Source organism: Paenarthrobacter sp. TAF1, assembly GCF_052113825.1.
GTDB lineage: Bacteria > Actinomycetota > Actinomycetes > Actinomycetales > Micrococcaceae > Arthrobacter > Arthrobacter nicotinovorans.
On record NZ_JBFRDO010000002.1, the window covers coordinates 189,388 to 214,519 of the forward strand.

The following is a 25,132-nucleotide window of genomic DNA, read 5'->3' on the forward strand; positions in this document are numbered from 1 at the left end:
GGCGGATCGGCTACTTGGCCAGCGCCGATTCGTATTCGCCGCGGATGGTGTCGCCACCATTCTTCTTCCAGTCCGCCACGGCAGTCTTGAGTGCGTCCATGGTGCCACGTCCGGCAATGACTGCTGTGGCGGCGTCGGAGACGGGCTGGCCCAGCTTGGCGCCCTTGCTGGCATTGGTGGGGCTGAACAGCGTGCCACAGGGATCTTCGACACCCAACGGGATGAGCTTCGAGTAAGCATTATGCATGACGTCCACAATGTCCTTATTGCTGGGGTCGTACACCACTTGCTGCGGTGCGGCCAGGTACTTCCACGGCACGGCGTTGTCCAGGAGGGCGCGATCGGTCACGACGGGATTACCGCTGGCGTCCAAGGTGTAGTCGGCCCCTTCTGCGCCGTAGTTGAGCAGCAGGTACTCCTCGCTGCCGAACGGAGCGGCCAGGAAGTTGGCCACGGCCAGGACTTCCTTGAGCTTGGTTTCGTCGGCTTTCTTCAGCATCACGGTGCCGAACGTGATGTTGTCCAGCCAGGTCTGCGCCTTGCCGCCGTCGTGGCCCACAGGGATGAACGGGACGGCTTTGTTGGCCTTGTTGGCTGCGGGAACGCTGCGGCCGTAACCGGTGGGTCCGATGTAGGCCGGGAGTCCGTCGTAGATCATGGCCACCTTGCCGGAGATGAAGGAGTTGACCATCTGCGACTTCGTCCAACCTTCGGAGCCGGGAACGTACAAGCCATCTTTGTAGAGCTTGGCTGCGAACTCGATCGCGGCCATGTATTCGTCCGTCTCGAACGCCCTGGTGAGTTTGCCGCCGTCGTTCTTCCAGACGTTCGGTGTGCGGAACATGTGGTGCAGCATTGTGAGCCCAAACTTGGTGCTGCCCAACGCCCACTGGTTCTTGGAGGGGTTGGTGAGTTCCTTGGCCACCCTGTAGAAGTCGTCCTTGTCCTTGATGTCCTCGGTGGACTTGATGCCGACGTTCTCCAACAGCGTCTGGTTCACGAAGCCGGACCCACCGGTGAGGTTGCGCGGAATGGGCAGCGAATAGAGCTTGCCTGCCTGGACGGTCTGCTTCCAGAACACCTCCGGAATGGCGGCCAGGTTGGGATAGTCCTTGATCTTGTCGCCACCCAGCAACGGAGTCAGGTCCGCACATTTGGCCTGCAGGAACTCCACGATGTTGGGCACGGCGGCGCCGTCGTTGAGCATGAGGTCCGGCAACTCGCCGCCCGCGATGATGGTGTTGAACTTGGTGGCGTAGTCGTCCGAGGAGACCGAGGTGATGTCCACCTGCCCGCCCAGACGGGCTTCGATGGCCTGCCACGCAGGGTTGTCCGCCCGCGCGTTCGGGGCCGTGCCGAACAAGTTGGTGATAGCTGTGATCCTGCCTCCCTTCAGCGGTGCTGTCTGCACGCTGCGGAACGGCGCGGGGTACTTGTAGAACGCCGACGGCACACCCTGCGCAGTACCGGGGATGTCGGCAGCGGCTGCCTGGAGGGGCATGTGCGTGGGCAACAATGCTTCGCTGGCGTTCGAGGCAACACTGGTGGTGCGCTGCCCGCAACCGGCCAGGGCCCCGCCGCTGAAGAGAGCCAGCGCACCGATGCCTGCTACGGAGAGGAAGTTCCGGCGGCTGGGGCCGGCAGAGGGTACTGCGTTCATGGGTCTTCCCTTTCAAGAATGGAGAGTTGGACTAGCCTTTGATGGCGCCGGTCAGGACGCCCTTGGTGAAGTAGCGCTGGAGGAACGGGAACACGATCACTATCGGGATGAGGGAAATCACGACGACGGCCATCTGGATCGCTTGCGACGGCACCGCGATCTCGGCTACTGCGGAGTCGCCCATGGGCTGGCCGAGCAACACGTATTGCCGCAGGATCATGGATAGCGGCCACTTGTCGTCGTTCAGGTAGAGCATGGCGTTGAAGAACGCGTTCCAGTAGCCCACCGCGTAGAAAAGCCCGACGACGGCCAGCACGCCTCGCGAGAGCGGCAGCACCATCTGGACCAGGATGCGGAAGTCTCCCGCGCCGTCGATCTTCGCGGCCTCGAACAGTTCCTGCGGGAGGTTCATGAAGAAGGACCGGACCACCACCAGGTTGAAGGCACTCATCAAGGTGGGCAGGACCAGCGCCGCGTAGCTGTCCAGCAGTCCGAGTTCCTTGACCATGAGGAAGCTGGGGATGATGCCGGGGCTGAAAAGCATGGTGAAGAGGGCTGTCATGAGGAAGAAGCGCCCGCCGACCAGGTCACGCCGCGTGAGGCCGTAGGCCATGGCCACCGTAACCACCAGGGAGAGGGCCGTGCCCACGGTGGTGATCACTAGTGAACGGATCAACGCATCAGTCACCACTCCCCCGGCAAAGATGGTCTGGTAGGCAGCGAACGTGGGCTCTTTGGGGAAGAGGACCAAGCCGTTGTTGTTGGCGATCTCGCTTTGGCTGGAGAGGCTCGTAGCCAAGACGGCCAGCAGCGGGTACAGGGCCAGGAAACAGATGATGACCAATGCGATGGTCTTGGCAACCTGGACGGCGGGCTTGGGTTTCTCCATCCAGACCGGGCGTGTGTCCTTGGGCTTCAGCCGGCCCAGACCGGCCACCAGGGTGCTACTTGGATTTGCCATTGGAATAGACACCTTCCTGTCCAAAGAGATGGGCGAGTTTGTTGGCACCGAGCACCAGGATCAGGCCCACAATGCCCTTCACCAGGCCCACGGCTGCCGCCGGACCCCACTGCCCGTCCTGGATGCCGTGGAAGTACACATAGGTATCCAGGACTTCTCCGGCACCGGGACCCACGTTGTCGCGCTGGAGAACGATCTGTTCGAAACCGACGGACAGGATGCTGCCCAGGTTGAGGATGAGGAGCAGGATGATCACCGGCATGATTCCGGGGAGGGTGATGTGCCACAGCCGGTGCCGTGCGTTCGCTCCATCCACTGCGGCGGCCTCGTACAGTTCCTGATCCACGTTCATGAGGGCTGCCAGGAAGATGATGGTGCCCCATCCGGCGTCCTTCCAGATGGATTGGATGGTGACCAGGAACGGGAAGAACTCGGGAGTGGTCATGGCGTCGAAGCGCGGAAGGCCCAGGCTCTCCAGCAGGTGCGGGACAGCGCCGGTGGCACCGAGGACTTCGGAGAAGACTGCCACGATGATCACCCAGCCAATGAAGTGCGGCAGGTAGACCACACTCTGGACGAACTTCCTGATCCTGTCGGACACGATGCTGTTCAGCAGCAGTGCCAGGCAGATGGGAACCGGGAAGAACAGGGCCAATTGGAGCCCCGTGATCACCAAGGTGTTGCGCAGGGCTTCCCAGAAGGCGCCGTCCTGGAACATGGCCGCGAAGTTGTCCAGGCCAACCCAGACACTGTCCACGAATCCGAGGTAGGGCTTGTAGTCCAGGAAGGCGATGATGTTGCCGGCCAGCGGGACGTAGTGGAACACCACGAAGTACAGGAAGCCCGGCGCGATCAGCAGCAACATCACTTTGTCGCGGCGGATCCGGGCCATGAGGCTCTTCTTGCGGCCGCGGCCTGCGGCGGGTCCCCCGGGTGGGCGACCCCGACGGCGGCCTTCCGCCACCGGCGCCGGCCCGCCGACGTCGGGCGTCGCCTGGGGCGTGAGTGTCTGGCTGTTGCTGCTCATGTATTTCCTCTGTCTGCGCCGAAGCCGGCGGATGTGGAGTGGCCCGGCGCCCGGAAGCGCTCGACGGCTAGAAATAGTAAGCGTTTACTATGGGGAACAAGCTACCCAGAAGAATTGTGTGATGTCAATAACACAGAAGAATCCATATATTGATTGGAATCTGGGATTGACAGCCATTCTTCGACGCACCTACGCTGACATGCAAATAGCAAGCGCTTTCTATGCTTTCATCACCACGACCGGACGGAAACCTGCAGTGACCACCAACCTCCAGCACGCCGGCACCATCAAGGCTGCGTTCGTGATGGGCCGCAGTAATCTGCCCACCCTGTTCAGCACCGAGGACCTTGCCCGGCTTCGTGGAATCGTCACACTGCTGGATCCCGAGCCCGTCTCCGATTTCACCCTCCCGGGCACCCTTGAGCGCCTCGGAGACGCCGAACTGCTCATCACCGGGTGGGGCGCTCCTCTCATTGATGCCTTCGTGCTGGACCACTTGCCCCGGTTGCGCTGCATCGTCCACGCGGCAGGCACCGTGAAAACCTTTCTGTCCCCTGAGGTGTACACCCGGGGAATCCAGGTGTCGTCGTCGGCCGCGGCCAATGCCGTGCCGGTGGCCGAGTTCACGTTCGCCGCTATCGTCATGGGCCTGAAGAGGGCCCGGAGGTTCAGTGAGCAACTGCGCATGACAGGCGCCTCCCGCAACGCCGCAGGGTTTCCCACCATCGGAACCAACGGCGTCACGATCGGCTTGGTGGGCGCCTCCCGCGTCGGGCGCCAAGTGATCGGACTGCTCAAGAACCTCGACGCGCGGGTACTGGTCTACGACCCCTACCTCACCGCCGTCGAGGCCGCCGAACTGGGTGTTGAAACTGTTGGCCTGGACCAGCTCTGCGCCCTCTCCGATGTGGTGAGCATCCACGCTCCAGACATCGCTGAAACGCGCGGCATCATCGGTGCGCAGCAACTTGCCCTCATGAAGGACGGGACACTGGTCATCAACACCGCACGCGGCGCGCTGATCGATGCAGCAGCCCTGACGGCGGAACTCGCGTCGGGCCGGCTGGACGCGTATCTGGATGTCACGGATCCGGAACCGCTTCCTGCCGACTCGGTCCTGCACACCCTGCCCAATGTGGTGCTGACGCCTCATATCGCGGGGGCAATGGGCAACGAGATCCACCGTCTGGGCAGCCACGCCGTCACGGAAGTCCGGCGATTGAGCGAGGGCTTGCCCTTGGCTTATCCGGTATTGGCGGCGGATCTTGCGAGAATCGCCTAGTGACTGACAAAAGCTCCCCCACAGATCCGATCCATGCCCGCGGCGGCAGCGGCGCCACCATTGCCGACGTCGCACAGGCGGCAGGCGTGTCCGTGGCCACCGTTTCCAGGGCCCTGAGTGGCAACTACCCGGTGGCCAAAGCCACGCGTGAGCGGATCTTCCGCTCCGTGTCGGACCTCGGCTACGTGGCCAACGCGCATGCCCGTGCCCTGGCCGGTGCCACTACCCGCACGGTCGGAATCATCATCAACGACGTCGCCGACCCTTTCTTCGCTTACATTGCCCGGGGCGTGGAGCGGCAGGCGAGCGCCGAGGGCCGCCTGTGCCTGATCACCGCCACCCATGGCGACAAGGAACGGGAGCTCGCGCTGGTGGACCTCATGCGCGAGCAGCGGACTGATGCGGTGATCGTGGTGGGCGGAGCGTCGGACGACCCCCGTTACCGGAAGCAGATGGCCGACCGTGCCCGGGCGCTTGCTGCGGCAGGGTCCGCGTTGGTCCTCTGTGGCAGGCCGTCCCTGGGCCCTGGTGTTCCCACCAAGATGGTCACCTACGACAACGAAGGAGGCGCCTTCGCCATTACCGACTACCTGATCTCGCAGGGACACCGGAGGATCCTTTACGTCGGTGGCCCCCGTGATTTTTCGACGACGGCGTCCCGGCTGGCCGGTTTCTACCGCGCCCTGGATGCCCGCGGTATTGAACGCGATCCTGCCCTGGTCCACGAAGGGGCCTTTGGCCGCGGCTTCGGCTACAGCCGGATGCGCGAATTGCTGGAGCAGGACCTCGGGTTCACCGCCGTCTTTGGTGCCAACGACCTCGTCGCCGCCGGAATCCTGGAGGCTCTCGAAGAACGCGGAATCAGGGTCCCGGAGGACATTTCGGTTGTTGGCTACGACGACGTTCCCGTGGCCAGCGAGCTGCGTCCCCGCCTGACAACTGTGCGGGTGCCGCTTGAGGAACTGGGACGCGAAGCCGTGCGGCTGGCACTGGCCCAGTCACCGCACGACGCCGGCGCCTCCTCCGACAACACCCTCACCGTCGGCACTCACATAGTCATCCGGGACTCGGTGTCACCTCCCAAACAGTCGTGAACTCTCCGTTCACTGCTGTTGAGGGGCCCGGGAACCGGACATAAAGCTGCGGAGAGCTTCACCGCAGCCGCATTCCCATCACCCCCGAAACAGTTTTGAACGGAGCAGTTTTGAACTTCACTGGACCCACCATGAGCCGCCGAAATCTCTTCCGCACCACGGGGGCTGCCGCCCTCGCCGGGGCACTGCTGTCCCAGACAGCGCCGTCCATGGCAGCCGGCGACGCCGGCTTGCAGGAACTCATAGATCGTCGACGCCTGGTCCTTACCGGGAGCCGGAGCGCCGCGGATGTCCCCGAACTCGCAGGGCAGCTCGAAGGGATGGGCAGCACCGCCGGTACGTGGTGGACCTCCATGGACAAGGCGCCGGTCCGTACCTCTCTGTGGAGCGACATCCCCTTGACGGGCATAGGACAGTCCACCGCGGCTACCAGCAACATGGGCCTGCACTTCAACCGCCTCTACGACATGGCGTTGGGCTACGCGGTCCCCGGCAATCCCTACGCCGGGAACCCGGAACTGGCCGCTGACATTGTTGCCGGACTGAAGCTCCTCAATGACACCGCGTACAAGCCCGGGATGCGCGCTGCCGGAAACTGGTGGTTCTGGGAAATCGGTGTTCCCCGCAAGTCAGTGGATATCCTGACCCTGCTTCATACCGAGGTCCCCGAAGCCCTGCGGACGTCCCTGCTGGCAGCTGTCCGCTGGTTCGCACCGAACCCGAATTGGCGCGGCCGTGCTACATCTTTCGCCGAGACAGGCGCCAACCGCGTGGACAAGGCGCTGGCCTGCTGCATGCGCGGCATCCTGGACAACAATCCGGATGATATCGCGTTGGGACGTGATGCCCTGAGCGACACCGTCCGCGGTGGAGTCAACAGCGTGTTCACCTACGTGACCAGCGGCGACGGCTTCTATACCGACGGCTCCTTCGTGCAGCACACGTACCTGCCTTATGCCGGGACCTACGGCGTGGTGGCGTTAGCCGGTATCGCAGAGATCATTGCCATGCTGGGCGGGAGCTTGTGGGCCGTCAGCGACCCGAAAAGAACCGTACTCCTCGAGGCAGTGGAACAGACCTATGCCCCGTTCGTGTGGGACGGCCGGATCATGGACACCGTCCGCGGCCGTGCCGTGTCGCGGCAACGGGAACCCGACTACGTCAGCGGCTTCGGCCTGATCTCCGCGGTGCTGCTGTTGGCGCCGGGCTGCGAGGAGCCGTACCGTTCCCGGTTCCTGGCCTTGGCCAAGGGCTGGCTGGAACGCTGCGCAGACCAGAAACTCGTAGGGCACCCGACGCAGAGCCTGGCAAAGTCCCTGTTGTCCCTGGACGTCCTCTCCAATACCGCCGTGGTCTCCGCGCCGGCACCGGTGTACAGCCGCATGTTCGCCGACCAGGACCGACTGGTCCACCACCGCCCCCAGTGGGGTTGCACGGTGAACCTGTCCTCCAAGCGCATCGGCAGGTACGAGTGGGGCAACAGCGAGAACAACCTTGGCTGGTACCAGGGCGACGGCATGACGTTCGTTTACACCCGCCAGGACCCCTCGCAGTTCAGCTCCGATTTCTGGCCGACGGTGGATCCCTACGCCCTTCCCGGCACCACGGTCAATGACCAAGCACGGGCCAGCGGCGCGGGAGGCGCCGGGACCGGAATTCCGCGCGCTTTCCAGGCTTTTGCCGGTGGGCTCACCGTGGACGGCCGGTGGGGTGTCATCGGCATGGACCATCTCAACCACAACAAGACCTTGTCCGGCAGGAAGTCCTGGTTCTTCCTTGATGACGCGGTGGTCTGCCTGGGGGCGGGCATCACCGGAACGGGTGGGGCTGCCGTCCAGACCACGGTGGAGAACAGGGCGTTCGCGTCAGGAACCGTGCCTGCATTGCGGACAGATTCTCGGAACCGTCGCATGGCACCCGGCGATGCAGCAGTACAGCTCCAGAAGTCCGTGCACATCGAGGGGCACGGCGGCTACGTGTTCCTCGATGCGCCGGGAGTGTCCGGGGTGCCTGAAGTGGCCGTGGTCCGCCGAACGGGGAGCTGGTTCGACGTGAACTCCGGAGCAGACACCGGCGGGTCAACCGATCCTGTTACCCGGGACTATGTGACCGTCACGCACCGCCACGGTGTGGATCCATCCGGGTCGGGCTATGCCTACATGGTGTTGCCCGCGGCAAGCCATTCCACTACGTTCTCCCAGTCGGCAAACCCCGATGTCAACGTCCTGGCCAATTCGTCGGAGGTCCAGATGGTTGAGCTGGTCAAGGACCAACTCGTCCTGGCCAACTTCTTCGCAGCAGGCACTGCAGGCGGCTATGCCGTCTCCGGCTCCTGCACCCTGGCAGCCCACCAGGCCGGGAACCAGCTCACACTGTCCGTGGCCGACCCATCCCGTACCCAAGCCAGCGTCCGGATCACGCTGCCTGGTTCTCAGTGGCGCACCGTTGTACAGGCCGACGACGGCGTGGCCTTGGTCAGTGCCGGGCCCGTGGTCATCGAGGTCCAGCTGGACGGACACGGCCACCAGAAGAACCTGACGCTGGGCACCTAGGGCGCTCCGGCGTCGAAATCGCGGGAGCCATGCGGGATCGCTGTCTAGCTACAGCGATCTCGGCGCAGTCCGGCGATCTCGGCCCACTCCGGCGAACTCGGGCCACTGCGGCGACGGCGTGGCCCTGGTCAGTGCCGGGCCCGTGGTCATCGAGGTCCAGCTGGACGGACACGGCCACCAGAAGAACCTGACGCTGGGCACCTAGGGCGCTCCGGCGTCGAAATCGCGGGAGCCATGCGGGATCGCTGGATAGCAACGGCGAACTCGGCACGCTCCGGCGAACTCGGGCCACTGCGGCGACGGCGTGCGCCTGGTCAGTGTCGGGCCAGTGGTCATCGAGGTCCAGCTGGACGAACACGGCCACCAGAAGAGCCTGACGCTGGGCACCTCGTGCATTCCGGCGTCGAAATCGCGGGAGCCATGCAGGATCGCTGGATAGCTACAGCGTTCTCGGCGCGGTCCGACGATCCCGGCGCGCTCCGGCGAACTCGGCGTGGCCCTGGTCAGTGTCGGGCCAGTGGTCATCGAGGTCCAGCTGGACGGACACGGCCACCAGAAGGACCTGACGCTGGGCACCTCGTGCATTCCGGCGTGGAAATCGCGGGAGCCATGCAGGACCGCTGGATAGCAACGGCGATCCCGGCGTGGCCCTGGTCAGTGCCGGGCCCGTGGTCATCGAGGTCCAGCTGGACGGACATGGTCACCAGAAGAAGCTGACGCTGGGCACCTAGGGCGCTCCGGCGTCGAAATCGCGGCAGCCATGCCCGATCGCTGGATAGCTACGGCGAACTCGGCACGCTCCGGCGATCCCGGCGCGCTCCGGCGATCTCGGCGCACTCCAGCGATCCCGGCGTGGCCTTGGTCAGTGTCGGGCCCGTGGTCATCGAGGTCCAGCTGGACGGACACGGCCACCAGAAGAAGCTGACGCTGGGCGCCTAGGGCGTTCCGGCGTCGAAATCGCGGGAGCCATGCAAGATCGCTGGATAGCTACGGCGATCTCGACGAGGAACGGCGATCTCGACGAGGAACGGCGATCTCGGCGCGCTCCGGCGATCTCGACGAGGAACGGCGATCTCGGCGCGCTCCGGCGATCTCGACGAGGAACGGCGATCTCGGCGCGCTCCGGCGATCTCGACGAGGAACGGCGATCTCGGCGCGCTCCGGCGAACCCGGCGCACTCCGGCCCACTCCGGCGAACCCGGCGATCCCGGCGCACACGCAGAAGGAGGGCCGGGAAACCCCGGCCCTCCTTCTGTGTACAGCGGTGAAAGTTACGCGTTGGCCTTGATGGCTGCGGCGAGGACTTCGAGGCCGTCGAGGAGCAGTTCGTCGCTGATGACCAGCGGCGGGAGCAGACGGATCACGTTGCCGTAGGTGCCACAGGTGAGGATAATGACACCTTCCTTGAGGCAAGCAGCGGCAACGGCCTTGGTGAGCTCGGCGTTGGGTTCCTTGGATCCGGGCTGGACGAGCTCGATGGCCAGCATGGCGCCACGGCCACGGATATCGCCGACCACGGAAACTTCTTCAGCCAGTTCGCGCAGCTTGCCCAGGGCGAGCTCTTCGATGTGGCGGGCGCGGCCGTTGAGGTCATGCTGTTCCATGGTGTCGATCGCGGCGAGTGCTGCTGCGCAGGCAACCGGGTTGCCACCGTAGGTGCCGCCGAGGCCGCCCGGGTGAACGGCGTCGAGCAGGTCGGCGCGGCCGGTGATCGCGGACAGCGGAAGGCCGCCGGCGATGCCCTTGGCCATGGTGATGATGTCCGGGACAACACCTTCGTGGTCAACGGCGAACCATTCGCCCGTGCGGCAGAAGCCGGACTGGACTTCGTCGGCGATGAAGACGATGCCCTTTTCCTTGGCCCATGCGGACAGTGCCGGCAGGAAGCCTTCGGCCGGAACGATGAAGCCGCCCTCGCCCTGGATGGRCTCAATGATGATCGCGGCAACCTGGTCGCCACCGATCTGCTTCTCGATCATGGTGATGGCGCGCTTGGCTGCCTCGGCACCCGTGATCTCCGGGTTCTCTTCACGGAACGGGTAGCTCATGGGCATGCGGTAGACCTCGGGCGCGAACGGGCCGAAGTTGGTCTTGTACGGCATGGCCTTGGCGGTCAGTGCCATGGTCAGGTTGGTGCGGCCGTGGTAGGCGTGGTCGAAAGCAACCACGGCGTCGCGGCCGGTGGCCAGGCGTGCAACCTTGACGGCGTTCTCCACGGCTTCAGCGCCGGAGTTGAACAGCACGGTGCGCTTGGCGTGGTCGCCCGGGGTGAGGCGGTTGAGCTGCTCGGCAACTGCAACGTAGCCCTCGTAGGGGGTAACCATGAAGCAGGTGTGCGTGAAGTGCGCTGCAGCTTCCTGGACAGCGGCGACGACGGCGGGATCGGACGCGCCGACGCTGGTCACGGCGATGCCGGAGCCGAGGTCGATGAAGGAGTTGCCGTCGACGTCGCGGATGATGCCGCCGTCGGCGTCTTCGACGTAGACGGGGACGCCCGAGGCGACGCCGGCAGCAACGACGGCGGAGCGACGCTCGGCCAGTGCCTGCGACTTGGGGCCGGGGAAAGCGCCGTTGATGTTGCGCTTCTGCTCGATGCGGTACGACAGTTCGTTCGCGGTGGTGGTCATGGGGTGGTTGCCTTTCTGGGAAATTCGTACGGGTTACGCGGACGCGTTACGCAACTGCGCTATGCAATTGCGTTATGCATCCAATGCACTCATCACGTGCTTGATCCGCGTGTAGTCCTCGACGCCGTACATGGAGAGGTCCTTGCCGTAGCCGGACTGCTTGAAGCCGCCGTGCGGCATCTCTGCCGTCAGGAGGATGTGGGTGTTGATCCAGACCGCACCGAAGTCCAGGTCGCGGCTCATGCGCATGGCCGTCCCGTGGTCGGTGGTCCAGACGCTGGACGCCAGGGCGTATTCGACGTCGTTGGCCAGCTCGAGTGCTTCTTCTTCCGTGCTGAACTTCTGCACGGTGATGACCGGACCGAAGGTTTCCTTCTGCACGATGTCGTCGCTCTGCTTGGCGCCGGTGATGATGGTGGGCTCGAAGAAGAAGCCCTTCTCGCCTGCGCGGTGGCCACCGGTTTCGATCTTGCAGTTCGCCGGGAGGTGCTCCACGACGGAGGTCACGGCGTTGAAGTGGTTCACGTTGTTGAGCGGGCCGAAGTAGTTGTCTTCGTCGTTCTGCGAACCGGTGTGCAGGGTCTTGGTGTGCTCCACCATGGCTGCCACGACGTCATCGTGGACGGAGTCCTCAATGAGCACGCGGGTGATGGCCGTGCAGTCCTGGCCGGCGTTGAAGAAAGCGAACTCGGCGATGGCCGCTGCGCTCTTCTTGATGTCGGCATCCTTGAAGACGATGGCCGGAGCCTTGCCGCCAAGTTCCAGGTGGGCACGCTTGAGGCCCTTGGCTGCGCCGCTCGCAACTGCGATGCCTGCACGGACGGAGCCCGTGATGGACACCAGTCCGGGAACCTTGTGGTCAACCATCATGGCGCCGGTTTCGCCGGTGCCCAGGACAACGTTGAGGACGCCGGCCGGGAAGATCTCGCCGGCAAGGCGTGCCAGTACCAGGGTGGACTCCGGGGTGGTGTCCGAGGGCTTCAGGACCACGGTGTTGCCCGCGGCCAAGGCGGGGCCGATCTTCCAGATGGCCATGAGGAACGGGTAGTTCCACGGCGCAACCTGGGCTACGACGCCGATCGGTTCGCGGCGCACGTAGGAGGTGTGGCCCTCGAAGTACTCGCCTGCGGACTTGCCTTCCATGATGCGGGCGGCACCGGCGAAGAAGCGGAGCTGGTCGGCGCCGGCCGCAACTTCCTCGGAGGCGATCAGGGAGCGGACCTGGCCGGTGTTGCGGTGCTGGGCTTCTACCAATTCGTCGCTGTTGGCTTCCACGGCATCGGCGAGCTTGAGCAGCATGAGCTGGCGCTGGCCGGGGGTGGCCTTCTTCCAGGTCTTGAAGGCCTCGTTGGCGGCGGTCATGGCTGCGTCCACGTCGGCTTGCACCGAAATGGGCGACTTGGCAACGATTTCCCCGGTGGCAGGGTTAACGATGTCCAGGAGACCCGTACCTGCCGGCGTGACGAATTCGCCATTGATGAAGTTCTGCAAGGTTTGAACCACGGCGTGCAACCCTCTTTCGGTGTCTGGGCATGGATTTAGCTGATCAGAGCCTATGCCAGGGAGGGGGTGCAAGGAATAGTCAGCTGCACACACAAGCACACCCCGCTTAGTGCGCTTGCCCAGCGCCGGGTTACGCTTTAAACATGGCTCTGTCCCTCGCTTTGCTCGTCGCTGTCCCCTCCCTGAAACTCCGTCAGTCCGGCCTCGCCGAGACCACGTGGAACCAGGACATCAGCTGGGTCGCGGTGACCGAATTGGAAGACCCGCAACGCTTCCTGAGTGGCGGCGAGCTGGTCCTCACCACGGGCCTTCGCCTCAAAAGCGCGGCTGATCAGCGGCGCTTCGTCCGCCAGGTCCAACGCGCGGGTGCTGTGGGGATCGGTTTCGGTATAGGCCTCACCCATGAATCGGTTCCCGAAGCCCTGATCGCAGAGGCCAACCGCTGGGGATTGCCCTTGGTGGAGGTGCCCTACGAAATCCCGTTCATCGCCATCGGCAAACTCGTGGCAGAGTCCCACTCCGCCGACCATTATTCCAACCTCGAACGCCTCCTGGCCGGGCACCAGATCCTTGCCCGCTCGCTGCTGACCGGCGGCGGCCTCAATGAACTCCTCAAGCAACTTGGCAGCATGCTGCGAACTGACGTCGTGCTCACCCAGTTCAGCGCGCAGCTCTACAACAGCGTGGTGGGGAAACCGGCCCCGACGGCGGACGGTTGGGCTTCTTATCCGATTCCCACCGGCCGCAGGGACGCCTGCACGCTCTGGTTGCGGCAGCCTTTCATCGACTCGGGAATCGTCAGCTACGCGCAGAACCTCATCAGCGTGGAGCTCAACAACATGGTCAAGCAGCGGCAGTCCCAGCGTGCCATGGCCGGGCAGGTGCTGGACGACGTCATCCACGGCACCCTGGAAACCATCGAGGCAGCCCGCCGCTTGGCAGGTGTCGGGATCAACAGCACAAGGAAAAACGTAGTGCTGGTTGCCGAGTCCACGGCACACCACAAACAGTTGGTCAGCATTTCCCTGCCCCAGGCGCTGGAAGGCGGCGTCAGCGCCGTCGTCGGCAAGGATTTGGTGACGGTAGTCAGCGACGACGGCAGTTCCGCTACCGCCCTGGCCAAGAGCCTTAGCGATCACCTGCAAGAGGCCGGCATCCACGCCGTGATCGGCATCGGCGGGGCATACACCAAGCCGAACGGCCTGCGGTGGAGCTACTTCGAAGCGCGCGACGCCGCGGCGCACGGCTTGCCGGTGAACGAGCCCGAACGCCTGAGCCTGACGTCACTACTGCTGGCCAGCGAGGATGTTCCGTTGGCGGACATGGCCAGCGAGTCCCTCACCCCGCTGCGCAAGTTTGATGCCGCCCATGGCGCAGAGTTGGTGGCCACCCTGGAGAGCTACCTGAACCACAACGGCTCCGTGGCCGCGGTTGCCGAGGCGCTTACCCTCCACAGGAACACCGTGCGGTACCGTCTGGCCCAGATCACGGAACTGACCGGCTACGACCCCTCGCAAACCCAGGACCGGGTGCAGCTATGGCTCGCCTTGGCGGTCCAACGGCTCGGCTCCCGCAACCCCAGGTAGCCGCTCCCGGAGAGCTTCGCCACAAAACTGTAGACATTAGACGTCAAACGTCTAACCTTTAAATATGGCGACGACCCCTCTGACACCCACGACAGGAAACATCCCGACGATTGCTGCTACCCAGGCTTCTTCCGCTTCGGCCAGCCAAGCAGTCCCCAGGACGCGCGTCGTCGCCGTCGTCGGCATTATTGCCGTAGTGCTCATCGGCCTGAACCTGCGTGCCGGGATTACCAGTGCCGCGGCCCTGTTCCACGAGCTGCAGCAGGTCCTGGGCTACGGGGCCCTGGTGGCATCGGTCCTGCCATCCATCCCACTACTGTGCTTCGCGGTGGCGGGCATGGGAACCTCGTGGTTGACCCGCCGCGTAGGTGTCGAAAAAGCCATTGCCATCGCCTTGGCCCTCCTGGCTGCGGGCTTGCTGGTCCGTGGCGTGCCGGTGACTGGCGCCCTGCTGGGCGGCACGGTCCTGGCCATGTCAGGACTGGCAGTGTGCAACGTGGCCATGCCGTCGTTCATCCGCGAGCACTATGCGGACCGCACGTCCATGATGACCGGCCTCTACACGTTCACCATGTCCGGCGGCGCAACCTTCGCCGCAGCGGTCAGCGTTCCCTTGGCACAGCAGCTCGGGTCGCCGTCCATGGGGCTGGCGGCCTGGGGCCTGCTGGGTGTCGCGGCGCTCCTCGGCTTCCTGCCCGTAGTCCTGCACACGCACCGGAACACCACCAAGACCGACCGCCCGCGCGTCTCCATGTGGCCACTGCTCCGCACGCGCCTCGGCATCCTGATCACCGCCATCTTCACCTTCCAGGCCTTCCTCGCATATGCCGTGATGAGCTGGTTCGCCTATATCCTCACCTCCCAAGGGCTGAGTGCCTCCGAAAGCGGCCTCCAGTTCGGCGTCATGCAGTTGGTTTCGGTGGCCGCCGGAATGATCCTCCTCGCTTTCGGCTCACGGCCCGGCATGCTCCGCCCCGCGCTCTACCTCGCAAGCAGCTCCACGCTGGTGGCCATCGCCGCCATGCTGTGGCTGCCGACGTCGATGGCCGTGGTGCCGGCTGTGCTGTTCGGCTTCGGCTTGGGCATCTTCCCGCTGGTTTTGGTGATCATCAGCCGAAGCGGAGGTTCGACGGCGGAAACCACCGCACTCTCCACCATCGCCCAATCGCTGGGATACTTGATTGCGGCAATCGGCCCCTTCGGGATGGGGCTGCTCCACAGCGCCACCGGCGGCTGGGTGTTGCCCATGAGCCTGCTGTCCATCGTGGCTGTGGCGCTCATGGTCACTTGCCACCTGCTCACCAGCAAGCGCACTGCCACCAAGACCGCACCGAGGACCGTATGACCCTGACGCCTTCCCACCGCCCGGCCCTGGCCGAGGAAATCACCGCGAAGCTGCGGGACATGATCAAGTCCGGCGAGTGGCCATTGCAGGAACGCATCCCGGCTGAACCCGAGCTCATGTCCACGTTGGGGGTTTCCCGAGGCACCCTCCGCGAGGCGATCAAAGCACTGGCGCACTCAGGCATGCTGGAAGTCCGCCGCGGTGACGGCACGTATGTGCGTGCAAACAGCGAGATGTCCGGGGCAGCCCAGCGCATGTACCTCGAGCACACGCAGGAACACATCGTGGAAGTCCGGCTTGGCCTGGACACCCAGGCTGCCCGTCTGGCCACCAAGCACGCCACCACGGAGGATCTGGCAGAGATGCGCCGGCTCCTTGCCGCCCGCCACGATGCATGGCTTGCGGAGGATTACCCTGCGTGGGCCAGCGCCGATTGGGAGTTCCACGAACGCGTCGCCCTGGCATCAGGCAATCCGCTGTTGCACCAGCTCTATGTGTCCTTTGGCGGCGTGTTCCACAACGACCTCTTGCGGCAGCAACGCAAGGGCGGCTTCAACGGMATTCCCCGTGAGGGCCACGACGAACTGGTAGACGCCCTGGAAGCGCGGGATCCCGACGCCGCTGTACGCAGCGTCTACCGGAATCTCGACTATTGCTCGGACCAAAACCCGCGCTAGCCCATCAATTACGGCGTGGTCTCGATCCCTGCCCCGGCCGCGTTCCTGAACCTGGCGTTGATCAGCACCACGTCACGGCCGGCCCGGTCCAGCAGGCTGGCAGCAACACTGGCGCGATATCCCGTGGCACAGTGCACCCAGATCCTGGCGTCCGGCAGCTCGGTGATCCTGCCGAGGAGCTCGTAGACAGGAACGTTCAGGGCGCCTTTGATGTGGGACGCCTCGAATTCCTCCGGGCGGCGCACATCCAACACCATGTCCTCCGGTTCCCTGCCCTTGAGGAGTGCAGCCCAGTCACCGTGCGGGTAGCTCGCCTGTGGAGACTCCGGCGCCAAGGCACCTATGTCCACGGCTCCGCCGTCAGGCCCGACGGCGGCATCCGGCCTTTCGATGCCGATCCTCGCCAGGTCCCGGATCGCTTTCTCCACCTCGTCGCGCGGTCCCAACAACGTGAGCGGTTGGTTCCACGGGATCACCCAGCCGAGGTAGCTGGTGAAGTTGTCCCCCTTCCCGTACTCGAAGCTCACGCTGCCGTGCAGATGGCTGTCCGCGAAAGCCACGCGGTTGCGCAGATCCACTACCCACTCCCCCGCCTTGAGACGCCTGTCCAGTTCCGTGGCATCCACAGAGTCCGGCACCCCCAGCTCCGCCGGACCAACACCGGCCGCGTTGAGGGGACTCATGTGGGCGTAGTACGCAGGGTAGGCCGTAATGTTCGCCAGTAACTCTGAGACGAAGTGGTCTTCATGGGGATCCGTCAAGGCGTGGTTGGACCGGACTTGCTCGCCGATCGTCGATGAATCCTGGTAGCTCGCGGGTCCGCTGGAACAAAACGAGCCGAATCCGTGGGTTGGGTAGAGTGCCGCGTCCGGGGGTGCCGCGTCCACCAGCCGACGGACCGAAGAATACTGTTTGTGGGCCAGCTTGGCGGTGTCGTGGGGTGACACCAGGTCCGTCCGCCCAACGGAACCGTAGAGCAAGCTGCCGCCTGAAAACACAGCCTCCGGACCGCCGTCGGGCGCGTCATCGCGGACCACGTATGAGAGGTGAGTGTGGGTGTGCCCGGGAGTGGCAACCACTTTCACCAACAGCCGGCCGACGCGGAGAACCTGGCCGTCGGAAACGGGGACGCGCGCAAATAACACCACGTCCGCAGCGTTCACCCAGTACTCGGCTCCGTGCGCTTCAGCCAGGACGAGGCCGCCGGTGACGTAGTCGTTGTGAAGGTGGGTCTCGGCCACATGGGTGATCCGGACCCCGGCGTCGGCGGCTGCGGCTTCCACCCGGTCGATGTCCCGTTGCGGGTCGATCACCAGCGCGACGGCACCGTCGTGGACAAGGTAGCTCCGGTCCCCCAACTGGGGCGTTTCAATGACGACGACGTCCATACCCCCACCTTAAAACAACGCGGGGTCACTTAGGGCCCATCCGGAAGCTCCAAATGGGCCCTAAGTGACCCCGCGTTGGTCTTAGACCTGTGCCGAGACTCCATCGCGGGAGATGTCGACCATGTCCTCACGCGGCACAACCTTGATGCGCTCACGCTGGACTTCGACGCCGTGGGAGCCGCCGGCTTCGGTGGCTGCTGCGCCGAGGGCGAGCTCGTGGGCATCCAGTGCCAGCCAGCCTTCCCAGCTGGTGAACTTCACGCCGCGGGCATCCAGCAGATCCACGACGGCGTCTGCCGCGGGGACCTCAGCCAGCGGCAGGTTTTCGCGGTCCTCCAGCAGGTAGGTGACGGTTTCCAGGGCATCGCCCTTGGTGTGGCCGATGAGGCCGACGGGACCACGCTTGATCCAGCCGGTCGCGTAGAGGCCCGGAACGTGCTCGCCGTCGGCGTCCAGGACGCGGCCGCCGTCGTTGGTCACGACGCCCTTCTTGTGGTCGAACTCGACGTCCGGCAGCGCCGAACCGAAGTAGCCGATGGCGCGGTACACGGCCTGGACCGGGTAGTCGATGAACTCGCCGGTGCCGCGGGCGTTGCCCGTGCCGTCCAGCTCGGTGCGCTCGAACTTGATGCCGGCAACCTTGCCCGGAGTCTCCGCGGAGTCAACGATCTCCACCGGGCTGTGCAGGAAGTGCAGGTGCAGGCGGCGGGAAGCCTTCAGCTCGGACAGGTCCTCGGGCTGCTCGGCGATCCAGTTGGTGAGAGTGCCGACCATGGTCTTGGTCTGGTTGTTCGTCTGGATCTGGCGGTCGGACTCTTCATCGAACTCGAAGTCCTCGGCGTAAAGGATGATGTCGACGTCCTTGGAGTGCGAAAGCTCGCGGAGTTCCAGCGGGGTGAACTTGACCTGGGCCGGGCCACGGCGGCCGAAGACGTGGACGTCCGTGACCGGGGAATTCTTCAGGCCAGCGTAGACGTTGTCCGGGATCTCGGTGACCAGGAGGTCATCAGCGTGCTTGGACAGGACACGTGCCACGTCCAGGGCCACGTTGCCGTTGCCCAGGACGGCGATTTCCTTGGCGTCCAGGGGCCATTCGCGGGAAACGTCCGGGTGACCGTCGTACCAGGACACGAAGTCCGCGCCGCCGAAGGAACCCTCAAGCTCGATGCCCGGGATGTTCAGGTCGGCATCCTTGATGGCACCGGTGGCGAAGATGATGGCGTCGTAGTGCTTGCGGAGGTCCTCGATGGAGATGTCCGTGCCGTAATCGACGTTGCCGAAGAAACGGATGTCGCCGCGGTCCAGCACTTTGTGCAGGGCGTTGACGATGCCCTTGATGCGGGGGTGGTCCGGAGCAACGCCGTAACGGATCAGGCCGTAGGGGGCCGGGTAGCGGTCGAAGAGGTCGATGCTGACGTTGAGTTCGCCGCTCTTGACGGCCTCGCTCTTGGTCAGGATGTCAGCTGCGTACACGCCGGCGGGGCCGGAGCCGATGACGGCGACGCGGAGCGGACGGTCCGCAGAACCTACGGGGGTGCTAATTGACACGGCTGTGTTCCTTCTTCTTCTCAGTTACTGCGGACGCGGGGACGGTTGGGGGTGATGGTGCTGTAGTCGGCGGTCTTGAAATGCTGGGGCGCAAAGGGGCTGACCCGGACGACGTCGCCGATCACGATGACCGCTGGATTGGCCACACCCACGGCTTCCGCCTGGTCCGCAATGCTTCCCAAAGTGCCGATGGTGACGCGCTGGTCCGGCAAATACCCGTTCTCTACGATACCCACTGGAGTGTCCAAAGGCAGACCCGAGCCTGCCAGGGCAGCCGCGGAATCGCGCAATTGCGCCACTCCCATGAGCAACACCACAGTGTGATCGGGCCGTGCGGGAACTTCGGACAGCTCCTCGTGGCCGGTGACCACGCTGAAGCCCTTCGCCAGACCGCGGTGGGTCACCGGGATGCCGGCGGCTGCCGGAACCGAAATCGCGGACGTCACGCCGGACACCACTTCAACCTCGACGCCGTTCTGCCGGCAAAATTCTGCTTCCTCGCCACCGCGCCCCAGGACGTAGGGGTCGCCGCCTTTCAGGCGGACCACACGATTGCCCTTCAGGGCTTCGTCCACGAGGATGCGGTTGATCTCGAGCTGCGGCACGGGATGGTGGCCTGGCGTCTTGCCGACCTCGATCACGCGGACGTCCGGCGCAAGCTCTTTGAGCAGCTCGCGGGGACCAAGACGGTCGGCAACAACGACGTCGGCCTGGCCCAGCAGGCGCCTGCCGCGGACGGTGATGAGTCCCGAGTCGCCCGGACCGCCACCGACCAGAGCCACAGAGCCGCCTGCTCCCGGCTTGCGGTGCCTGCGAAGCGGGAGGTCACCTGTTTCAAGCGCTGTGGCCACGGCGTTGCGCAGTGCCATGGCGCGGCGTGGGTCTCCTCCGGCGTTGATGGCAATCTTGACGTCGTCCACCACGGCCACGGCAGGCGTCCACGCGGCTGAAGCTTCGTGGTCGGAGGCGTTGACGCACCAGATGCGCTGCGCCTCGGCGTCGGCTGCCACCTGGGTGTCCACGGCGGAAGTGCCGGTCGCCGTCTGGACGAACCAGACGCCGTCGAGGTCTGACGTGCGGTATTCGCGCGCTTCCCAGGAGAGGAGCCCCGAAGCGTCGAGGCCTTGAAGTGTTTCAGTGGCAATGGGAGCGACCACGGTGACTTTCGCACCGGCGTCGAGCAGCCCCTTGGCGCGGCGTTCCGCGACGGGGCCGCCGCCCACGACCAGCACCGGGCGGCCGAGCAGCCTCAGCGCGGTGGGGTAAATGTCCTGTATTGCCATGAAAAAACTGTAGGGCGGCGCCGTAATATGCTTCAAAGGCTCGGAAACAACCGGTAACGCTGGGTAATCCAACGTCACAAAAAGTCTGCAAAGGGCCCCGGGATCCGGCGGGCTAGAAGACGGACCACCCGGTGCGCGTGGTGAACTCGTCCAACGCGGCCACACCTGCCACGGAATTGCCGGAACGCCCCAGCCCAGGGCTCCACACGCTGATGGCGCACTTGTTCGGAACCACGGCCACGATTCCGCCACCAACCCCGCTCTTCCCCGGCAGGCCCACCCGGTACGCGAACTCCCCGGCGGCGTCGTACGTCCCGCAGGTGAGCATCACGGCGTTGATTCTCTTGGTTTGCGCCGGTGACAGCACCAGGGTTCCGTCCGCTCCCAAACCGTTGGAAGCGAGGAACCGGGTTGCCAGGGCAAGGTCTTCGCAGGTCATGGCCAAGGCGCACTGCTTGGCGTAGGAGTCCAGGACATCATCCACCGGGTTCTCCAAGTTGCCGCAGCTGGCCAGGAAGTGGGCCAAGGAGGCATTGCGGTGCCCTTTGCCCAGTTCGGACGACGCCACGACCTGATCCGTATCGAGGCCCGTATTTCCGGTTTCCTGGCGCATCAATTCCCGGACAGCGTGCGCAGCGTCGCCTGTCAGGCTCAGGAGCCGGTCCGTCACGACGATCGCACCGGCATTGATGAACGGATTCCGGGGAATGCCTTCCTCGCTTTCCAACTGGACCAGCGAGTTGAAGGGGTTGCCCGAGGGTTCGCGGAAGACGCGCTTCCAGATACGGTCGCCGTCGGAAGCCAGAACCAAGGCGAGGGCGAAGACTTTGGAGATGCTTTGAATGGAGAACTCCACATGGGCATCCCCGGCCGAGAACACCTCGCCTTCCCGGGTAACCACCGAGATCCCGAACTGGTCCGGGTCTACGGATCCCAGCTGTGGAATGTAGTCGGCCACCTTCCCTTGGCCAACGTGCGGTTGGACTGCGCCGACGATGTCTTCGAGGAGATTCTGAATGTCCATGGGAAACCTCTAATGCCTGGGTGCGTCCCGTCGTCGTTGACGTGGCGCACAAGTGCTCCTGGGGTGCACGGCAACCGCGCACAGCGAGCAACACTACCGGCCTTTAGGGGCCGTCCGGTTCACACTACGTGGTTGGCCTGCCATCCGAACGCTGGCGCTATGTGTTTGGCCACATTCCCCAGCAGCTTGGCGTTGTATTCCACTCCCAGCTGGTTGGGTACCGTCAGCAGGACGGTGTCCGCAGCCTGGACAGCTGCGTCATTGGCCAGTTCGTCCGCAAGGGCGTCCGGCTCTCCGATGTAGCTCTTGCCGAACCTGGACAAGGCTCCATCGAGGATCCCTACCTGGTCCTGGCTGTCCGCCTGGGCGCGGAGGCCGAAGTAGCGGTTGTCCTCAGCATCGACGATCGGGATAACACTGCGGCTCACCGAGACCCTGGGCTCAAAATCATGACCTGCAGCGGCCCAGGCTTCGCGGAACATCCGGATCTGTTCTGCCTGCAATTCATCGAAGGGCACGCCGGTGTCTTCAGTGAGGAGTGTCGAGCTCATCAGGTTCATGCCCTGCTCGGCAGCCCACACAGCTGTTTTTCGGGTGCCGGCTCCCCACCAGATCCGCTGCGGAAGGCCCGGCGACTGGGGCTGGATGGGAAGCAAACCCGTCGCACCTCCGGAGTAGTGCGGATCGGCTTCGGCCACGCCGTGACCGGCGATTGCTTTGCGGAACAATGCTGTGTGACGCCGGGCCATGTCGCCGCCGTCTTCACCATCGGCGGGGACATAGCCGAAGTTCGCGGCACCGTTCCGGGCAGGCTCGGGTGAACCACGGCTCACGCCGAGCTGCAGCCTGCCGTCGCTGATGAGGTCCGTGGCGGCAGCTTCTTCGGCCATGTAGAGCGGGTTCCCCTACCGTCAGTTTGAGCTAAGGTAGTCACATGAAACCGACTCACGTAAAACGCGCCGTTCTCTATCTTAGGCTGTCGGCCGTGGTCGACGACTCGACTTCCATCGACCGGCAGGAGCGCGACCTCCGCGCCCACGCCGAGCGGCAAGGCTGGACCGTCTCCGGCCTCCTCGTGGACGAGGGTATCTCCGGCCGCAAGGCCCGCGCCAAAGCGACGGAAGCCGTCCGGCTGATCGCCGACAACGAGGCCGACGTCCTGGCCGTGTGGAAGCTCGACCGCTTCACGCGCCAAGGCTGGGACGGCCTCGGCGAGCTCTCCCGCGCCCTGGACGCACGAAAGGCCCTGGGTAACCCGGCGCTTTTCGTCGCTCTCCAAGACGGCCTGACCTCCGATCAATCGGCCTTCCGACTGATCGCTGGCGTCCTGTCCGAAGTGGCCCGTTCCGAGGCTGACAACGCCGCCGCTCGTCTGAAGAACTCGATCGCCTACCGTAAGACGGTCACGAACAAATATGCCGGGGGCGCCGCTATCCCGTTCGGCTATCGCTCCGTACCGGCGCCGGACGGCGTAGGCCGCGTGCTGATCCATGACGACGAGGAGGCCGCTATCGTCCGCGAGGTCACCGGCCGCCTCCTGGACGGCGTCGAGACGCTCGGCGCGATCGCCTCGGATCTCCAGGCCCGCGAGATCCCGACGTCAAAGAGCCCCGCTCGTCGCGCCCTCCGCGCTGGCGAACCTGCCGACGGCCTCGACCGTGGCTCCTGGCGGACCTCGACGATCCGTTCCCTCTTCACGTCGGATCTCCTCCTCGGCCGCGTCAAGCACGCTGGCGACCTGATCAGGGACGCCGACGGCCTCCCGGCCTCCATCTGGCCGCCCCTCCTGGATCTGGCGACCCTGGAGGCCCTCCGCGCCCGCATAGGCTACCCGCTCCAGGGACCGCCCAGCGGCAACCCCAGGAAGGGAAGGGCTGCCCGCCTCCTGTCCGGCATTGCCTATTGCGCCGTCTGTGAATCGAAAATGTACGTCACGAGCTCCAGCGGTAAGCCGATCTACGCCTGTCGCGCCTCCTGGAACAACGAGCCGTGTCCGAGCCCGAAGATCAACGCGATCGGCCTGGAGGATCACGTCGGCGAGCGCTTCCTACAGTTCGCCGGTCATTGGGAGGAGGTCGAGACGATCGAGAGCTCCGACTCGTCCGCTACCGAGGCATCCCTGAAAGAGGTCGAGGCCGCTCTCCGCGAAGCTACGGCCGCCATGCTCGAAGACGGCTCCGACGTAGCGGCCCTGGCGGCGCGTATCGGCACGTTGAAGGCTCGACGGGAGGAGCTACGAGCAATTCCCGCCTCTACAAGCTCCAGGACCGTCAAGACCGGCCGGACGCTGGCGGAAGCGTGGCTCGACGCGGGAGAGGACGCCGTCAAGCGAGCGCTCCTCTTGACCGCCCTGGACTCCGTCACTGTGGCGCCGACGACGAACCGGCGAGCGCCGATCGACCCGGATCGCGTCGCCTTCAACTGGGTTTCGTAACGCCGAAGGCGGCTCGCCCTGTCTTACCCGCCGAGGAGGGAGCGTGTAAACGCCTCTCCTCGGCTTTTTCATGCCCAAAACATGACGAAATGACGGATCTAACGTCATTCTCCTTCTCCCCTTAAGAGCTCTCTCTCTTAAAGCCCTAATACAACATGACGTAAGTTCCGTCATTCCGTCACTCGACCGTCATTCCCAAGAAATTTCCTCCAGGCTGAGCAGCGCCCGCCTCCTGGCTCTCTCTCTTACTGTCCCCGTCACTTAGACAGTAAGGAGCGCCTCCCATGGCAACCACTCCCGAAGAGCACCGGGCCGAGGCCCTGGAGCTTCTCGATATCTCTCGCAATTACAACTTCGCGAGCCCTGCCCGCTCGATCATGGTCGCTGAGGCCCAGGTTCACGCAACGCTCGCCCTGAGCGCCACGCCTCGCCTGATCGTTCCCGAGCTCCCCGCTGAGGAAGTCGAGAAGCTGAGCCAAGGCCGCTTGATCGTCCTCCCTGAGACGCCGATCCCGGCCCCTGGAGATCTCGAAGCCGCTAACGCCCTCATGGAAGCTGGAGCGACTCCCCCGCCTGTCAAGGCCGCCCCGAAGCGCCGGACGCGCAAGCCGAAGGCCGAGCCCGCTCCTGAAGCCGCCCCGGCTACCACCGAGGAGGCGAGCGCGTGAGTCAGTCAGTAATCCAGATCCTCGACGAGGCCGTTACCGACGAAGCGACTATGACGATCGTGCTCGACGACGGCCGGACCTATACCGGCTCGATCGCCCTGCACCCGACCGACCCGGCCGCCTACGTCGTCAAGACCGGCCGCCGAGGCCGTCCCCCGGTGATCCATCCGGACGACGTCCGGGACGTGATCAGCGAGTGACCAAACGCAAGAGCCCCTTCGTTTTCAACGCCTCCGAGGACTTCATGAACGAGGTTCTCGCGGATCATATCGGCTACTTCGTGACCGTAACCCTGAAGGACGGCCGGAAGCTCACCGGCCACCTTCGGCCGGAAGTCCTCGACGATTACCAGATTCTCGACCGCCGAACCGGCGCCCCTCTGGGCGTCTTCGACCGTGCCGACGTGGTCGAGCTCGAAGACCTCTGCGAAGCCTTCGTATGACGCTCTACGTCCTCGAAATCGCCCTCGAAAT

Annotated in this window: 19 protein-coding genes and 1 pseudogene; 10 read left to right on the forward strand and 10 right to left on the reverse strand. The window is 64.7% G+C overall.

Annotated features, from left to right (window positions below; translation table 11 throughout):
- Positions 1–10 precede the first annotated feature (10 nt).
- From AB4Y81_RS02905 to AB4Y81_RS02915, 3 genes are read right to left on the reverse strand one after another with little or no spacing between them, the layout of a single operon-like run.
- Positions 11–1,660, reverse strand: a complete 1,650-nt coding sequence (locus tag AB4Y81_RS02905) for an extracellular solute-binding protein (RefSeq protein WP_441995124.1) — start codon at positions 1,658–1,660, stop codon at positions 11–13.
- A 31-nt stretch (positions 1,661–1,691) separates the two neighbouring features.
- Entirely contained in the window at positions 1,692–2,621 is a 930-nt protein-coding gene (locus AB4Y81_RS02910) for a carbohydrate ABC transporter permease (protein WP_441995126.1), read from the reverse strand.
- Entirely contained in the window at positions 2,605–3,648 is a 1,044-nt protein-coding gene (locus AB4Y81_RS02915; protein WP_018776804.1) for an ABC transporter permease, read from the reverse strand. Before AB4Y81_RS02915 ends, AB4Y81_RS02910 begins: the two co-directional genes overlap by 17 nt.
- Positions 3,649–3,904: 256 nt before the next feature.
- Between AB4Y81_RS02915 and AB4Y81_RS02920 the strand changes: the two genes are divergently transcribed.
- The 3 genes from AB4Y81_RS02920 (at position 3,905) to AB4Y81_RS02930 (ending at position 8,576) form a co-directional block, all read left to right on the forward strand.
- Complete coding sequence (locus tag AB4Y81_RS02920; RefSeq protein WP_275775816.1) at positions 3,905–4,930, forward strand: hydroxyacid dehydrogenase; 1,026 nt, start codon at positions 3,905–3,907, stop codon at positions 4,928–4,930.
- Positions 4,930–6,024, forward strand: a complete 1,095-nt coding sequence (locus tag AB4Y81_RS02925; RefSeq protein ID WP_189075298.1) for a LacI family DNA-binding transcriptional regulator — start codon at positions 4,930–4,932, stop codon at positions 6,022–6,024. Before AB4Y81_RS02920 ends, AB4Y81_RS02925 begins: the two co-directional genes overlap by 1 nt.
- Positions 6,025–6,155: 131 nt before the next feature.
- Positions 6,156–8,576: a polysaccharide lyase 8 family protein gene (locus AB4Y81_RS02930; RefSeq protein ID WP_441995129.1), complete on the forward strand. Its 2,421-nt coding sequence runs from the start codon at positions 6,156–6,158 to the stop codon at positions 8,574–8,576.
- Positions 8,577–9,847: 1,271 nt separating this feature from the next.
- Here AB4Y81_RS02930 and gabT read toward each other — a convergent pair.
- Positions 9,848–11,203 carry a 4-aminobutyrate--2-oxoglutarate transaminase gene (gene gabT, locus AB4Y81_RS02935; protein ID WP_441995131.1) on the reverse strand — a complete coding sequence of 452 codons (1,356 nt, stop codon included), beginning with the start codon at positions 11,201–11,203 and terminating at the stop codon, positions 9,848–9,850.
- 72 nt (positions 11,204–11,275) lie between these two features.
- Positions 11,276–12,706: a gamma-aminobutyraldehyde dehydrogenase gene (locus tag AB4Y81_RS02940; protein ID WP_018776809.1), complete on the reverse strand. Its 1,431-nt coding sequence runs from the start codon at positions 12,704–12,706 to the stop codon at positions 11,276–11,278.
- Between the two features lie 143 nt (positions 12,707–12,849).
- On the opposite strand from AB4Y81_RS02940, the gene AB4Y81_RS02945 reads away from it, so the two are divergent.
- From AB4Y81_RS02945 to AB4Y81_RS02955, 3 genes are all read left to right on the forward strand, one after another.
- On the forward strand, positions 12,850–14,292 hold the full coding sequence (locus AB4Y81_RS02945) for a PucR family transcriptional regulator (RefSeq protein WP_441995133.1): 1,443 nt from the start codon (positions 12,850–12,852) through the stop codon (positions 14,290–14,292).
- A gap of 64 nt (positions 14,293–14,356) precedes the next feature.
- On the forward strand, positions 14,357–15,637 hold the full coding sequence (locus AB4Y81_RS02950; RefSeq protein WP_018776811.1) for an MFS transporter: 1,281 nt from the start codon (positions 14,357–14,359) through the stop codon (positions 15,635–15,637).
- The gene (locus AB4Y81_RS02955) at positions 15,634–16,314 is read left to right on the forward strand and encodes a FadR/GntR family transcriptional regulator (protein WP_079580847.1); all 681 of its coding nucleotides are present in this window, start codon (positions 15,634–15,636) and stop codon (positions 16,312–16,314) included. The genes AB4Y81_RS02950 and AB4Y81_RS02955 overlap by 4 nt, the downstream gene beginning before the upstream one ends.
- Before the next feature lie 8 nt (positions 16,315–16,322).
- On the opposite strand, the gene AB4Y81_RS02960 is transcribed toward AB4Y81_RS02955, so the two are convergent.
- From AB4Y81_RS02960 to AB4Y81_RS02980, 5 genes and pseudogenes are all read right to left on the reverse strand, one after another.
- Positions 16,323–17,702 (reverse strand): MBL fold metallo-hydrolase, encoded by a 1,380-nt coding sequence (locus AB4Y81_RS02960; protein ID WP_441995136.1) that lies wholly within the window; start codon positions 17,700–17,702, stop codon positions 16,323–16,325.
- Positions 17,703–17,783: 81 nt separating this feature from the next.
- Positions 17,784–19,250, reverse strand: a complete 1,467-nt coding sequence (locus AB4Y81_RS02965) for an FAD-dependent oxidoreductase (RefSeq protein ID WP_413307141.1) — start codon at positions 19,248–19,250, stop codon at positions 17,784–17,786.
- A 20-nt stretch (positions 19,251–19,270) separates the two neighbouring features.
- Positions 19,271–20,533 carry a uroporphyrinogen-III C-methyltransferase gene (gene cobA, locus AB4Y81_RS02970; RefSeq protein WP_039242585.1) on the reverse strand — a complete coding sequence of 421 codons (1,263 nt, stop codon included), beginning with the start codon at positions 20,531–20,533 and terminating at the stop codon, positions 19,271–19,273.
- Positions 20,534–20,645: 112 nt separating this feature from the next.
- Positions 20,646–21,557: a glutaminase gene (locus AB4Y81_RS02975; RefSeq protein WP_055971492.1), complete on the reverse strand. Its 912-nt coding sequence runs from the start codon at positions 21,555–21,557 to the stop codon at positions 20,646–20,648.
- A 119-nt stretch (positions 21,558–21,676) separates the two neighbouring features.
- Positions 21,677–22,459 (reverse strand): annotated as a pseudogene (locus tag AB4Y81_RS02980) (LLM class flavin-dependent oxidoreductase); the annotation flags it as partial.
- 32 nt (positions 22,460–22,491) lie between these two features.
- On the opposite strand from AB4Y81_RS02980, the gene AB4Y81_RS02985 reads away from it, so the two are divergent.
- From AB4Y81_RS02985 to AB4Y81_RS03000, 4 genes are all read left to right on the forward strand, one after another.
- A complete protein-coding gene (locus AB4Y81_RS02985; protein ID WP_441995138.1) occupies positions 22,492–23,991 on the forward strand; it encodes a recombinase family protein in 1,500 nt (499 codons plus the stop codon).
- A gap of 284 nt (positions 23,992–24,275) precedes the next feature.
- Positions 24,276–24,659: a hypothetical protein gene (locus AB4Y81_RS02990; protein ID WP_441995140.1), complete on the forward strand. Its 384-nt coding sequence runs from the start codon at positions 24,276–24,278 to the stop codon at positions 24,657–24,659.
- The gene (locus AB4Y81_RS02995; RefSeq protein ID WP_441995142.1) at positions 24,656–24,859 is read left to right on the forward strand and encodes a hypothetical protein; all 204 of its coding nucleotides are present in this window, start codon (positions 24,656–24,658) and stop codon (positions 24,857–24,859) included. Before AB4Y81_RS02990 ends, AB4Y81_RS02995 begins: the two co-directional genes overlap by 4 nt.
- Complete coding sequence (locus tag AB4Y81_RS03000) at positions 24,856–25,101, forward strand: hypothetical protein (RefSeq protein ID WP_441995144.1); 246 nt, start codon at positions 24,856–24,858, stop codon at positions 25,099–25,101. The genes AB4Y81_RS02995 and AB4Y81_RS03000 overlap by 4 nt, the downstream gene beginning before the upstream one ends.
- Positions 25,102–25,132 lie beyond the last annotated feature (31 nt).

What these genes read in the sequence shown, in the direction of transcription:
- AB4Y81_RS02930 (WP_441995129.1), top strand. Translation starts at nt 6,156, where the DNA reads ATGAGCCGCCGAAATCTCTTCCGCACCACGGGGGCTGCCGCCCTCGCC.
- AB4Y81_RS02985 (WP_441995138.1), top strand. Translation starts at nt 22,492, where the DNA reads ATGAAACCGACTCACGTAAAACGCGCCGTTCTCTATCTTAGGCTGTCG.
- AB4Y81_RS02950 (WP_018776811.1), top strand. Translation starts at nt 14,357, where the DNA reads ATGGCGACGACCCCTCTGACACCCACGACAGGAAACATCCCGACGATT.
- AB4Y81_RS02945 (WP_441995133.1), top strand. Translation starts at nt 12,850, where the DNA reads ATGGCTCTGTCCCTCGCTTTGCTCGTCGCTGTCCCCTCCCTGAAACTC.
- AB4Y81_RS02960 (WP_441995136.1), bottom strand. Translation starts at nt 17,702, where the DNA reads ATGGACGTCGTCGTCATTGAAACGCCCCAGTTGGGGGACCGGAGCTAC.
- AB4Y81_RS02915 (WP_018776804.1), bottom strand. Translation starts at nt 3,648, where the DNA reads ATGAGCAGCAACAGCCAGACACTCACGCCCCAGGCGACGCCCGACGTC.
- AB4Y81_RS02905 (WP_441995124.1), bottom strand. Translation starts at nt 1,660, where the DNA reads ATGAACGCAGTACCCTCTGCCGGCCCCAGCCGCCGGAACTTCCTCTCC.
- cobA (WP_039242585.1), bottom strand. Translation starts at nt 20,533, where the DNA reads ATGGCAATACAGGACATTTACCCCACCGCGCTGAGGCTGCTCGGCCGC.
- AB4Y81_RS02910 (WP_441995126.1), bottom strand. Translation starts at nt 2,621, where the DNA reads ATGGCAAATCCAAGTAGCACCCTGGTGGCCGGTCTGGGCCGGCTGAAG.
- AB4Y81_RS02975 (WP_055971492.1), bottom strand. Translation starts at nt 21,557, where the DNA reads ATGGACATTCAGAATCTCCTCGAAGACATCGTCGGCGCAGTCCAACCG.
- AB4Y81_RS02990 (WP_441995140.1), top strand. Translation starts at nt 24,276, where the DNA reads ATGGCAACCACTCCCGAAGAGCACCGGGCCGAGGCCCTGGAGCTTCTC.